Below are 12,679 nucleotides of genomic sequence, written 5' to 3'. Positions count from 1 at the left end.
GGAGGCACGCAGGTGCAAGCAGAGGTCGTCTGACCGGGCAAAAAAAAACCGCCGGAGAACCGGCGGTTATGCAGTCTGGGGGGCGCGATCAGTAAAAGTCAGCGGCGGCTTTTTCAGCCTGGGCCATCCACACCGGCTGTTCGCTGGTTTTTGCCCATACGCGGTGCAGCCAGCTGTAATAGCGGGCCCGGTCTTTCCAGAACAGCATCACCGGAAGTGCTGCTACGCCAGCCACGACGGCGAAAGCACGACGTAAAAAGACAACGTGAGCAGGATAAGTTTTATACAACGCCATAATTTCTCTCCCTTAGTCAGGCCGGCAAGCGACGCCGGTAAAGTGTCAATGTATTTCTGGCTAAAATAATACCGCTTTGTATGTAATTTTACTACTCATCCGACCACTAAAAACAGCTCGTTTCGTCTTTATTTACATTCATCCGGTAATTGAGTTACAAAAAAGTTAAATTAATACTAATCATTGGTTAATTTGTGGTTTTGCTGATTTTTATATTTTTTTTACACCGCCGGTTCTGATTTTTGCAAAATCTTTGCACCAGAATTTCTATCCTCCGGGTAAATCGTAAAAACACCCGGAGGTGGATTGTGAGTGCAGGCGTAATTGCTGGCGTGGCGCTGGTATTCCTGTTGCTGGCCTATTTGGTCTATGCCCTGATAAATGCGGAGGCATTCTGATGGCCGCACAAGGATTTTTACTTATCGCCAGTTTTCTTCTGCTGCTGATGGTGCTGGCTCGCCCGACGGGGACGTTGCTGGCCAGAATGATCAACGATACCCCGCTGCCGGTGCTTGCCGGCATTGAGCGCGGCATTTGGCGGCTCTCGGGGATTCGTCCCCAGGAGATGAACTGGTGCCAGTATCTGCTCGCCATTCTGCTGTTTAATGGCGTAGGGCTGGTGGGGCTGTTCGCCCTGCTGATGTCTCAGGGCGCACTGCCGCTCAACCCTCAGCATCTTCCCGGCCTCTCATGGGATCTGGCGCTGAATACGGCGGTGAGTTTCGTCAGCAACACCAACTGGCAGGCCTATGCCGGAGAAAGTACCCTGAGCTACCTCAGCCAGATGGCTGGTCTGACGGTGCAAAACTTCCTGTCGGCGGCAACCGGCATCGCGGTGATTTTTGCCTTCACCCGCTCCTGGTCGCGTCAGCAGGTCAGCACCCTTGGCAACGCCTGGGTCGATCTCACCCGCATTACCCTATGGCTGCTGCTGCCGATTTCACTGCTGATCGCCGTGTTCTTTATTCAGCAGGGCGTGCCGCAAAACTTTCTGCCGTATCAGGCCTTCACCACGCTGGAAGGCGTGCATCAGTCGCTGCCAATGGGGCCGGTCGCTTCGCAGGAAGCGATCAAAATGCTGGGTACTAACGGCGGCGGGTTCTTTAACGCCAACTCATCGCACCCGTTTGAAAACCCGACGGCGCTGAGCAACATAGTGCAAATGCTGGCGATCTTTTTGATCCCGGCCGCGCTGTGCTTTGCCTTTGGCGACGTCGTCGGCGATCGCCGCCAGGGACACGCGATTTTATGGGCCATGACGCTGATCTTTATCGTCTGCGTCGCGGTGGTGATGTGGGCAGAAACCCACGGTAACCCTCACCTGCTGCAGCTGGGGGCGGACAGCAGCCTGAATATGGAAGGCAAAGAGAGTCGCTTTGGCATTCTCGCCAGCAGCCTGTTCGCGGTTGTCACCACCGCCGCCTCCTGCGGCGCGGTCAACGCCATGCACGACTCCTTCACTGCGCTGGGCGGCATGGTTCCCATGTGGCTGATGCAGATCGGCGAAGTGGTCTTCGGTGGCGTGGGATCGGGGCTGTACGGCATGCTGCTGTTCGTCATGCTGGCGGTCTTTATCGCCGGGCTGATGATCGGCCGGACGCCGGAGTATCTCGGCAAGAAGGTCGATGTGCGCGAAATGAAAATGATCGCCCTGGCCATCCTCGTGACGCCCACTCTGGTCCTGCTGGGTACCGCGCTGGCGATGATGACCGAGGCCGGACGCGCGGGGATGTTTAACCCGGGACCGCACGGCTTTAGCGAAGTGCTGTATGCCGTCACCTCCGCCGCCAATAACAACGGCAGCGCCTTCGCCGGCCTCGGCGCAGCAACGCCATTCTGGAACCTGCTGCTGGCGTTTTGCATGCTGTTCGGTCGTTTCGCGGTCATCGTGCCGGTGATGGCTATCGCCGGTTCTCTGGTGAGTAAAAAGATCCAGCCGACCAGTTCCGGCACCCTTGCCACCCACGATGTGCTGTTTATCGGTCTGCTGATCGGTACCGTGCTGCTGGTTGGCGCCCTGACCTTTATTCCTGCCCTGGCGCTCGGCCCGTTGGCGGAACACTTCTCCTTACTTTAAGTGATGCGGAGCACCCTGTTATGAGTCGCAAACAATTAGCCCTGCTCGAGCCGACGCTGGTGCGCCAGGCGCTGCTGGATGCAGTGAAAAAACTGAGCCCGACGGTGCAGTGGCGCAACCCGGTGATGTTCATCGTCTGGACGGGTAGCCTGATAACCACACTGCTGGCCGTGGCGATGGCCAGCGGGCATCTCGCCGGCAGCGCCGCTTTTACCGCCGCCGTGAGTATCTGGCTGTGGTTTACCGTACTGTTCGCCAACTTCGCCGAAGCGATGGCTGAAGGCCGCAGCAAAGCGCAGGCCAACAGTCTGAAAGGGGTGAAAAAAACCGCTTTTGCTCGCAAGCTGCGCGCACCGCAGCATGACGCGCCTGTCGACCATATTCCGGCCGATGACTTACGCAAAGGCGATGTGGTGCTGGTGGAAGCAGGCGATATTATTCCCTGCGACGGGGAGGTCATTGAAGGCGGCGCCTCGGTGGACGAAAGCGCCATCACCGGTGAATCCGCTCCGGTGATCCGCGAATCCGGCGGCGACTTTGCATCGGTCACCGGCGGGACGCGCATTCTTTCTGACTGGCTGGTGATCCGCTGTAGCGTGAACCCCGGTGAAACGTTCCTTGATCGGATGATCGCCATGGTCGAAGGCGCTCAGCGCCGCAAAACGCCGAATGAAATTGCGCTGACGATCCTGCTGATCGCCCTCACGCTGGTGTTCCTGCTTGCCACCGCCACCATCTGGCCGTTCTCCGCCTGGAGCGGCAATGCGGTCAGCGTGACGGTGCTGGTGGCGCTGCTGGTGTGCCTGATTCCGACCACGATCGGCGGACTGCTCTCGGCGATCGGCGTCGCCGGGATGAGCCGTATGCTGGGCGCCAACGTCATCGCCACCAGCGGACGCGCGGTAGAAGCCGCCGGCGACGTTGACGTCTTACTGCTGGATAAAACCGGGACGATTACCCTCGGTAACCGCCAGGCCTCCGCGTTTTTACCTGCGGAAGGCGTAGAAGAAAAAACCCTTGCCGACGCCGCCCAGCTCTCATCTCTGGCCGATGAAACGCCGGAAGGTCGCAGCATCGTGATACTGGCAAAACAGCGCTTTAACCTGCGCGAGCGGGATCTGCAGTCGCTGCAAGCGACCTTCGTCCCCTTCACCGCCCAGACGCGCATGAGCGGGATTAATATCGATCGGCGGATGATCCGCAAAGGCTCCGTCGACGCCATTCGTCGCCATGTCGAGGCCAACGGCGGCCACTTCCCGGCGGACGTCGACAAACAGGTGGAAGATGTTGCCCGCCAGGGGGCGACACCGCTGGTGGTCGCGGAAGGCAAACACGTGCTGGGCGTTATTTCGCTGAAAGATATCGTTAAAGGCGGAATTAAGGAGCGCTTTGCTCAACTGCGCAAGATGGGCATTAAAACGGTCATGATTACCGGCGATAACCGCCTCACCGCAGCGGCGATTGCCGCTGAAGCGGGGGTCGATGATTTCCTTGCCGAAGCGACGCCGGAAGCCAAACTGGCGCTGATTCGTCAGTACCAGTCCGAAGGTCGTCTGGTGGCGATGACCGGCGACGGTACTAATGATGCCCCGGCGCTGGCTCAGGCCGATGTCGCGGTGGCGATGAACTCCGGTACCCAGGCGGCAAAAGAGGCGGGCAACATGGTGGACCTCGACTCCAACCCGACCAAACTGATCGAAGTAGTGCACATCGGTAAGCAGATGCTGATGACCCGCGGGTCGTTGACCACCTTCAGTATTGCCAACGACGTGGCGAAGTACTTTGCCATTATTCCGGCCGCCTTTGCCGCCGTTTACCCGCAGCTGGCCATGCTCAACGTCATGCACCTGCATTCGCCTGCCTCGGCGATTCTGAGTGCGGTTATCTTTAACGCGCTGATTATCGTCTTCCTGATCCCGCTGGCGCTGAAGGGCGTGAGCTATCGCCCGCTGTCGGCTTCGGCCATGCTGCGCCGTAATCTGTGGGTCTATGGCCTGGGTGGGCTGCTGGTGCCGTTTATCGGTATTAAAGCTATCGATCTGTTACTGACCCTGACCGGGCTGCTGTGAGGAAAATACCATGTCATTCATTCGACCGGCACTTGTGCTATTTATTCTGTTAACGCTCCTCACCGGTGGCGTCTATCCGCTGCTGACGACGGCGCTTGGGCAGTGGTGGTTCCCGCAGCAGGCAAACGGCTCACTGATCCGCATCGCCGGCGAAGTCCGCGGCTCCAGCCTGATTGGCCAGAATTTTACCGCGGCGGGTTATTTCCAGGGACGCCCTTCGGCGACCGCTGAAACGCCGTACAATCCCCTCGCCTCCGGCGGCAGTAATCTGGCCGCCAGCAACCCGGCGCTGGATAAGGCCGTCAGCGAACGCGTGCAGGCGCTACGTCTCGCCAACCCGGACGCTGACCCGCGCGTTCCGGTAGAGCTGGTGACGACATCGGCAAGCGGGCTGGATAATAACCTCACGCCGACGGCCGCGCTCTGGCAGGTCCCTCGCGTCGCGAAGGCCCGCAATCTGAGTATTGAGCAAGTCACCCGCCTGGTGAATGAGGCGACGCAAACGCCGCTGGCCAGTTTTCTCGGTCAGCCTGTGGTAAATATAGTGCAACTGAATATGGCGCTGGATGCCCTGAAGGATAAGTAAAATGAGTGACGAGCCGCTGCGCCCGGACCCGGACCGCCTGCTGCAACATACCAGCGAGCCGCATCGCGGCAAGCTAAAAGTGTTCTTTGGCGCCTGTGCGGGCGTCGGTAAAACCTGGGCAATGTTGGCGGAAGCGCAGCGGCTGCGCGCCCAGGGGCTGGATATTCTGATCGGCGTGGCGGAAACCCACGGTCGGAAAGAGACCGCGGCGATGCTGGAAGGGCTCAGCACCCTCCCCCAGCGCCGCCTCTCTCATCGTGGACGCTACGTCCACGAATTCGATCTCGATGCCGCGCTGGCGCGCCGGCCGGCGCTGATCCTGGTTGATGAACTGGCGCACAGCAATGCGCCAGGCTCGCGCCACCCCAAACGCTGGCAGGATGTCGAAGAGCTTCTCGATGCCGGTATCGACGTGTTTACCACCGTGAACGTCCAGCACCTCGAAAGCCTGAACGATGTCGTCAGCGGCATTACCGGCGTTCAGGTGCGCGAAACCGTCCCCGACCCCTTTTTTGACGCCGCCGACGATGTTGTGCTGGTCGACCTGCCTCCTGACGATCTCCGTCAGCGCCTGAATGAAGGCAAGGTCTATATCGGCGGCCAGGCGGAGCGGGCTATCGAAAACTTTTTCCGCAAGGGAAATCTGATTGCCCTGCGTGAACTGGCTTTGCGCCGGACCGCCGATCGGGTCGATGAACAGATGCGCGCCTGGCGCGACCGTCAGGGGCAGGAAAAAGTCTGGCATACCCGCGACACCCTTCTGCTGTGCATCGGCCATAATACCGGCAGTGAAAAACTGGTACGCGCCGCCGCGCGACTGGCCGCACGATTTGGCAGTATCTGGCATGCGGTTTATGTCGAAACCCCTTCCCTGCACCGTCTGCCGGAAGCCAGGCGGCGGGCCATTCTCGCCGCCCTGCGGCTCGCGCAGGAGTTAGGGGCGGAAACCGCCACGCTCTCCAACCCGTCCGAAGAGAAAGCCGTACTGCACTACGCCCGCGAGCATAATCTGGGCAAAATCGTGATTGGCCGTCAGGGAAAACGCCGCTGGTGGAACCGCAGCGGATTCGCCGATCGCCTGGCGCGCGACGCGCCCGACCTCGATCTGGTGGTCATCGCCCTTGATGAGAAAAGCGCCCCTCTGCCCACGCGGGCCAGCGATAGCCGTACCGCTATGGAGAAGTGGCGCGTGCAAATCCAGGGCTGCTTCGTGGCGCTGGCGCTCTGCGCGATCATTACGCTGGTGGCGATGCAGTGGCTGGTGGCCTTTGAAGCGGCCAACCTGGTCATGCTCTATCTGCTTGGCGTGGTGATTATTGCGCTGCTATACGGCCGCTGGCCGTCGGTGCTGGCGACGGTTATCAACGTGGTCAGCTTCGACCTGTTCTTTGTGTCGCCGCGCGGTACGCTGGCGGTTTCCGACGTACAATACCTGCTGACCTTTGGCGTCATGCTGACCGTCGGTCTGCTGATCGGGAATCTTACTGCCGGCGTCCGCTATCAGGCCCGCGTGGCGCGTTATCGTGAGCAGCGCACCCGCCATCTGTATGAGATGTCAAAAGCGCTGGCGGTCGGACGCAGCGAGGATGACATTGCCGCGACCAGCGAGCGCTTTATCGCCTCCACCTTCCAGGCCCGCGGGCAGCTGCTGCTCCCCGACAGTAGCGGCAAACTGCACCCGCTCACCCACCAGCCGGGGCTGACCTCATGGGACGATGCCATCGCCCGCTGGAGCTTCGATAAGGGCCAGCCCGCCGGCGCCGGCACCGATACGCTGCCCGGCGTTCCCTATCAAATCTTACCGCTGAAAAGCGCCGCCCGGACCTGGGGACTGCTGGTGGTGGAACCCGAAAACCTGCGTCAGCTGATGATTCCTGAACAGCAGCGCCTGCTGGAAACCTTTACGCTACTGGTCGCCAGCGCGCTGGAACGGCTGACCCTCACCGCCAGCGAAGAGCAGGCCCGATTTAACAGTGAGCGGGAAAGCCTGCGCAACTCGCTGCTGGCGGCACTCTCCCATGATTTGCGTACGCCGTTGACCGTTCTCTTCGGACAGGCGGAAATTCTGACGCTCGACCTCGCCAGCGAAGGCTCGAAACATGCTCCGCAGGCAAATGAGATTCGTCAACACGTGCTGAATACGACCCGGCTGGTCAATAATCTGCTGGATATGGCGCGCATTCAGTCCGGCGGATTTAACTTACATAAAGAGTGGCTGACGCTCGAAGAGGTGATCGGCAGCGCCCTGCGGATGCTGGAACCGGGGCTCGGCGGGCAGCATATTCAGCTGGCGCTACCCGATCCGCTGCTGCTGGTTCACGTCGACGGCCCGCTGTTTGAACGAGTGCTGATTAATCTGCTGGAGAATGCGCTGAAATATGCCGGCTCGAAAGCGCAGATCGGCATTGCGGCGCAGGCTGATGAGCAGCAGCTGCGCTTAGATGTGTGGGATAATGGCCCCGGGATCCCAACGGGCCAGGAACAGGCTATCTTTGATAAGTTCGCCCGCGGACATAAAGAGTCGGCGATCCCTGGCGTCGGGCTGGGTCTGGCCATCTGTCGGGCGATCGTTGAAGTACACGGCGGTACGATCGGCGCCTATACGCGGCCAGAGGGCGGTGCCTGCTTCCGTGTTACACTCCCCAGGGAAACGGCCCCGGGGCTGGATGAATGGAGCGGAGCGGCGTAACGCTGCCCCGGCCAGATGCCCGCTGTGCGCCTGCCCGGGCTACCGGTCTTGCGCGCGAGTAGCCCGGGAGGCGTTTCTGAAGGAGAGGGTCCTATCTGTCTGAACGGGAAGAACGGGTGATAAACGTACTGATTATTGAAGATGAACATGCAATCCGTCGCTTTCTGCGCACCGCGCTGGAAGCCGACGGTATGCGCGTATTTGAAGCCGATACCCTGCAGCGGGGTCTTATTGAAGCTGCAACCCGCAAACCTGATTTAGTCATCCTCGATCTTGGGCTACCCGACGGCGACGGTAATGAATTTATTCGCGACGTGCGCCAGTGGAGTCAGATGCCAATTATCGTGCTGTCGGCTCGCACCGAGGAGCACGATAAAATTGCCGCGCTTGACGCCGGCGCCGATGACTATCTTAGTAAGCCCTTTGGCATTGGCGAACTGCAGGCGAGATTGAGAGTTGCGATGCGCCGACATGCCGGCGCGCAAGCCGACGAGCCGCTGGTGCGCTTCGCCGATATTGAAGTCGATATTCCCGCCCGCCGCATCGTCCGCGGTGACGAAGAGCTCCACCTGACGCCGATTGAATTCCGTCTGCTGGCGGTGCTGTTAAATAATCCCGGCAAGGTCCTCACCCAGCGCCAGCTGCTCAATCAGGTGTGGGGGCCAAATGCGGTGGAACACAGCCATTATTTACGCATTTATATGGGGCATCTGCGGCAAAAGCTGGAAGTTGACCCGGCGCGCCCGCAGCATTTACTGACCGAAACGGGGATCGGCTATCGGTTTATGCCGTGAATTGTTATTCTCTTATTTTGAATTTATTTTTAATTCCCTTACATCACTAACTTTATGGCCAGAAAATATATTTTCTGGCCATTTTGTCATTTCAATCATGAAAACAAACATTGTATTAACATAATCCAAACAACAAAGAGAATAATCACATAAAAGCAACAAAAATAAGCAAAAAATATCGCCATTGATCTATTTAATTGATCAACTTCACGGAAACTACCAGTTTTATGAATAAAATGACGTTACTTTCAACAAACAACTGAAAGGAACGCTAAAAATGGAAAATAATAACCGAACCATGCCACACATAAGGCGAACAACACATATTATGATGTTCTCCCACCGTAACAGTTTCGACTTTCATTTCTTTAATGCCCGATAGTCCTTCGACTACGGGCACTTCCGCATACAGGTCTTCCTGACCCCTGCATTACAGGCAACTGCCTGTATTCCTTGGTGCTCGCCTGACTAAACCCTGAGTTTACCGTAACCGGACTGGTTAGGGTTTAGCCTGTTCATCCAAAAAAACAATTTACAGATTCCTTTATCAGTAAATATGTTTTTTTCCCGGAGATATCAATTTCTCATTTGAGAAGTTGAGGGCCTGTTATTACCAAAAAAAAGGTAAATGTAAATGTCAGAATTAAAAATAGCCGTAAGCAACACGTGCCAGAATTACTTCTCCACTCAACGAAAAATAATTAACATTGATGAAACTACATTTATTGACATTGCCGCCGCAGTGATTTCCATCAATGATATTGAAGAAGGAAAACTCGATAAAATTGAAGCAACGGGATACGGAATTCCTGTCTTTGTCGCAGTGCATGACGAAGAACGAGTACCTTCAGACTATCTATCGCGAATTTCGGGGGTCTTCGAATACGGATCCGAGCGGTGTGCATTCTATGGCCGCCAGTTGGAAACCGCCGCTAGTCACTATGAAACCCAACTGCGGCCGCCTTTCTTTCGTGCGCTGGTCGACTACGTTAATCAGGGTAACAGCGCTTTTGATTGCCCTGGGCACCAGGGCGGCGATTTTTTCCGTCGTCATCCGGCTGGCAATCAATTTGTTGAATACTTTGGCGAAACGCTTTTCCGTTCCGATCTGTGCAACGCCGATGTTGCCATGGGCGATCTGCTTATCCATGAAGGCGCACCCTGTATCGCGCAACAACATGCAGCAAAAGTGTTTAATGCAGACAAAACCTATTTTGTCCTCAACGGCACATCATCATCCAATAAAGTCGTACTTAATGCCCTGTTAACGCCAGGCGATCTGGTGCTGTTTGATCGTAATAATCATAAGTCCAACCATCACGGTGCGTTACTTCAGGCAGGCGCGACACCTGTATATCTAGAAACCGCTCGCAATCCGTACGGCTTTATTGGTGGAATAGACGCCCATTGCTTTGAGGAAAGCTATCTGCGCGAACGGATTAGCGAAGTGGCGCCACAGCGTGCCAGAGACGCACGTCCTTTCCGCCTGGCGGTGATTCAACTCGGTACTTATGACGGTACCATTTACAACGCCCGCCAGGTGGTGGATACGATTGGACACCTGTGCGATTACATCCTGTTTGACTCCGCATGGGTCGGCTATGAGCAATTCATCCCAATGATGGCCGATTGCTCTCCATTGCTACTAGATCTGAATGAAAACGATCCGGGTATCTTAGTAACTCAGTCGGTACACAAGCAGCAGGCCGGCTTCTCCCAGACATCTCAAATCCATAAAAAAGACCGCCATATTAAAGGTCAGCCTCGCTATGTTCCGCATAAGCGTATGAACAACGCGTTTATGATGCATGCTTCCACCAGTCCGTTCTACCCACTATTCGCGGCGCTGGATGTTAACGCCAAAATGCATGACGGCTTGAGCGGGCGCAATATGTGGATGGATTGCGTGATGAACGGTATTGATGCGCGTAAGTTGATCCTTGAGAACTGCCATCACATTCGCCCGTTTGTACCAGACAGCGTCGATGGTCAGCCATGGGAATCGTACGCAACCAGCCAAATCGCCAACGATCTGCGCTTTTTCCATTTTGTCCCCGGCGAAAGCTGGCATGCATTCGACGGCTATGCCGAAAATCAGTATTTCGTTGACCCGTGTAAACTTCTGCTCACTACACCGGGTATCAAGGCCCGTACCGGCGAATATGATACCTTCGGGGTCCCCGCGACCATCCTCGCCAACTTCTTGCGCGAAAACGGTGTTGTCCCAGAAAAATGCGACCTTAACTCCATTTTGTTCCTGCTCACCCCAGCAGAAGATATGGCGAAATTACAGCAACTGGTCGCACTGCTGGCTCGTTTCGAAAAACTACTGGATTGCGACGCTCCTCTGGCAGAGGTTCTACCGTCAGTGTACAAACAGCATGAAGCACGTTATGCCGGATACACCCTACGTCAGCTATGCCAGGAAATGCACGATCTCTACACCCGCCACAATGTTAAACAGCTGCAGAAAGAGATGTTCCGTCAATCGCATTTCCCTCGTATCAGTATGAATCCTCAAGAGGCAAACTACGCCTATTTACGAGGTGAGGTTGAGCTGGTTAGCCTGGCGAATGCTGAAGGACGCATCGCAGCAGAAGGGGCTCTTCCTTACCCACCGGGAGTACTTTGCGTAGTACCAGGTGAGATCTGGGGTGGCTCCGTACTGCATTATTTCAGCGCACTGGAAGAAGGAATCAATCTGTTACCAGGCTTTGCACCTGAATTACAAGGCGTCTATATCGAAGAACACGATGGACGCAAGCAGGTGTGGTGCTACGTCATTAAACTGCGCGAGCCACAGCGATCTCTGTTGAAAGGGGAATCGCTATGAGCAAGTCTAAGTCCAATAAAATGGGCGTTGTCCAGCTCACTATCCTGACGATTGTTAACATGATGGGGTCCGGGATTATTATGCTGCCAACCAAGTTGGCGGAGGTCGGAACCATTTCTATCATCTCGTGGCTGGTTACCGCCGTCGGTTCGATGGCGCTGGCATGGGCGTTCGCCAAGTGCGGAATGTTCAGCCGCAAAGCTGGAGGTATGGGCGGTTATGCGGAGTATGCGTTCGGAAAATCCGGTAACTTTATGGCGAATTACACGTATGGCGTCTCGCTACTCATTGCGAACGTCGCTATCGCCATTTCTGCCGTCGGGTACGGTACCGAACTGCTGGGCGTCACGCTAAGTCCTTTGCATATTGGTGTCGCAACTATCGGAGTCCTGTGGCTCTGTACCGTCGCTAACTTTGGTGGGGCGCGTATTACCGGTCAGATCAGTAGTATTACCGTCTGGGGCGTGATTATTCCGGTCGTTGGACTGTGTATCATCGGCTGGTTCTGGTTCAGCCCGACGCTCTATGCCAACTCGTGGAACCCGCACCACGTTCCGTTTTTCAGCGCCGTAGGATCATCCATTGCCATGACCTTATGGGCCTTCCTGGGGCTGGAATCTGCCTGTGCGAATACCGATGTGGTAGAAAATCCGGAGCGCAACGTACCCATTGCGGTTCTCGGGGGCACGCTAGGAGCGGCGGTGATTTATATTGTCTCAACTAACGTCATCGCCGGGATTGTACCCAATATGGATCTGGCAAACTCCACCGCGCCATTTGGCCTCGCATTTGCCCAAATGTTCACGCCGGAGGTTGGTAAGGTCATCATGGCATTGATGGTAATGTCCTGCTGCGGTTCACTGCTGGGGTGGCAGTTTACCATCGCTCAGGTCTTTAAATCATCGGCAGATGAAGGCTATTTCCCCAAAATTTTCTCCCGCGTATCTAAAGTTGATGCGCCGGTGCAGGGAATGCTGGCTATTGTGATTATACAAAGCGGTTTATCACTGATGACCATCAGCCCGTCGTTGAATAATCAGTTCAACGTGCTGGTTAATCTGGCGGTGGTGACGAATATCATTCCATACATTCTGTCGATGGCCGCGTTGGTCATTATCCAGAAAATGGCGAACGTCGCTCCGGAAAAGGCCAGAATGGCGAATATCGTGGCGTTCATCGGGGCGATGTATAGCTTCTACGCACTTTACTCCTCCGGAGAAGAAGCGATGCTATACGGCTCTATCGTGACCTTCCTCGGCTGGACATTGTATGGGCTGGTCTCACCGCGTTTTGAGCTGAAGAACAAACACGGCTAAGTCTGGAAGTCTGCCGCTTG

At 56.2% G+C, this 12,679-nt stretch carries 10 protein-coding genes; 9 read left to right on the top strand and 1 reads right to left on the bottom strand.

The genetic code is table 11. From position 1 onward, the window contains the following. Window positions 1-88: 88 nt before the first annotated feature. A complete protein-coding gene (locus tag ROR01S_RS17840) occupies window positions 89-295 on the bottom strand; it encodes a DUF2517 family protein (RefSeq protein ID WP_004859627.1) in 207 nt (68 codons plus the stop codon). 308 nt (window positions 296-603) lie between these two features. On the opposite strand from ROR01S_RS17840, the gene kdpF reads away from it, so the two are divergent. From kdpF to potE, 9 genes are all read left to right on the top strand, one after another. Continuing rightward, window positions 604-693 (top strand): K(+)-transporting ATPase subunit F, encoded by a 90-nt coding sequence (kdpF, locus tag ROR01S_RS26845; protein ID WP_015584874.1) that lies wholly within the window; start codon window positions 604-606, stop codon window positions 691-693. Next, the gene (kdpA, locus tag ROR01S_RS17830; RefSeq protein WP_064359739.1) at window positions 693-2,372 is read left to right on the top strand and encodes a potassium-transporting ATPase subunit KdpA; all 1,680 of its coding nucleotides are present in this window, start codon (window positions 693-695) and stop codon (window positions 2,370-2,372) included. Before kdpF ends, kdpA begins: the two co-directional genes overlap by 1 nt. A 20-nt stretch (window positions 2,373-2,392) precedes the next feature. Next, window positions 2,393-4,441 carry a potassium-transporting ATPase subunit KdpB gene (gene kdpB, locus ROR01S_RS17825; protein ID WP_015584876.1) on the top strand — a complete coding sequence of 683 codons (2,049 nt, stop codon included), beginning with the start codon at window positions 2,393-2,395 and terminating at the stop codon, window positions 4,439-4,441. Between the two features lie 10 nt (window positions 4,442-4,451). Beyond that, window positions 4,452-5,027, top strand: coding sequence for a potassium-transporting ATPase subunit KdpC (gene kdpC, locus ROR01S_RS17820; RefSeq protein WP_004859621.1), 576 nt, complete (start codon window positions 4,452-4,454; stop codon window positions 5,025-5,027). A 1-nt stretch (window position 5,028) separates the two neighbouring features. Continuing rightward, window positions 5,029-7,716: a two-component system sensor histidine kinase KdpD gene (kdpD, locus tag ROR01S_RS17815; RefSeq protein ID WP_064359738.1), complete on the top strand. Its 2,688-nt coding sequence runs from the start codon at window positions 5,029-5,031 to the stop codon at window positions 7,714-7,716. Window positions 7,717-7,832: 116 nt separating this feature from the next. Then, complete coding sequence (gene kdpE, locus ROR01S_RS17810) at window positions 7,833-8,510, top strand: two-component system response regulator KdpE (protein WP_004859617.1); 678 nt, start codon at window positions 7,833-7,835, stop codon at window positions 8,508-8,510. A gap of 277 nt (window positions 8,511-8,787) precedes the next feature. Further along, on the top strand, window positions 8,788-8,892 hold the full coding sequence (gene speFL, locus ROR01S_RS27120) for a leader peptide SpeFL (protein ID WP_113991227.1): 105 nt from the start codon (window positions 8,788-8,790) through the stop codon (window positions 8,890-8,892). A 252-nt stretch (window positions 8,893-9,144) separates the two neighbouring features. Then, window positions 9,145-11,343 (top strand): ornithine decarboxylase SpeF, encoded by a 2,199-nt coding sequence (speF, locus tag ROR01S_RS17805; RefSeq protein ID WP_064359737.1) that lies wholly within the window; start codon window positions 9,145-9,147, stop codon window positions 11,341-11,343. After that, on the top strand, window positions 11,340-12,659 hold the full coding sequence (gene potE / locus ROR01S_RS17800; protein ID WP_064359736.1) for a putrescine-ornithine antiporter: 1,320 nt from the start codon (window positions 11,340-11,342) through the stop codon (window positions 12,657-12,659). Before speF ends, potE begins: the two co-directional genes overlap by 4 nt. Window positions 12,660-12,679 lie beyond the last annotated feature (20 nt).

It is taken from the genome of Klebsiella ornithinolytica NBRC 105727 = ATCC 31898 (assembly GCF_001598295.1).
Lineage (GTDB): Bacteria > Pseudomonadota > Gammaproteobacteria > Enterobacterales > Enterobacteriaceae > Klebsiella > Klebsiella ornithinolytica.
Note: the sequence above shows the minus strand (reverse complement) of the source record. Positions and strands in the feature narration are given on the sequence as shown.

Excerpts from the sequence above, each read along its gene's own strand:
- ROR01S_RS17840 (WP_004859627.1), bottom strand. The coding sequence starts at position 295 with ATGGCGTTGTATAAAACTTATCCTGCTCACGTTGTCTTTTTACGTCGT.
- kdpA (WP_064359739.1), top strand. The coding sequence starts at position 693 with ATGGCCGCACAAGGATTTTTACTTATCGCCAGTTTTCTTCTGCTGCTG.
- kdpB (WP_015584876.1), top strand. The coding sequence starts at position 2,393 with ATGAGTCGCAAACAATTAGCCCTGCTCGAGCCGACGCTGGTGCGCCAG.
- kdpC (WP_004859621.1), top strand. The coding sequence starts at position 4,452 with ATGTCATTCATTCGACCGGCACTTGTGCTATTTATTCTGTTAACGCTC.
- kdpD (WP_064359738.1), top strand. The coding sequence starts at position 5,029 with ATGAGTGACGAGCCGCTGCGCCCGGACCCGGACCGCCTGCTGCAACAT.
- speFL (WP_113991227.1), top strand. The coding sequence starts at position 8,788 with ATGGAAAATAATAACCGAACCATGCCACACATAAGGCGAACAACACAT.
- speF (WP_064359737.1), top strand. The coding sequence starts at position 9,145 with ATGTCAGAATTAAAAATAGCCGTAAGCAACACGTGCCAGAATTACTTC.
- potE (WP_064359736.1), top strand. The coding sequence starts at position 11,340 with ATGAGCAAGTCTAAGTCCAATAAAATGGGCGTTGTCCAGCTCACTATC.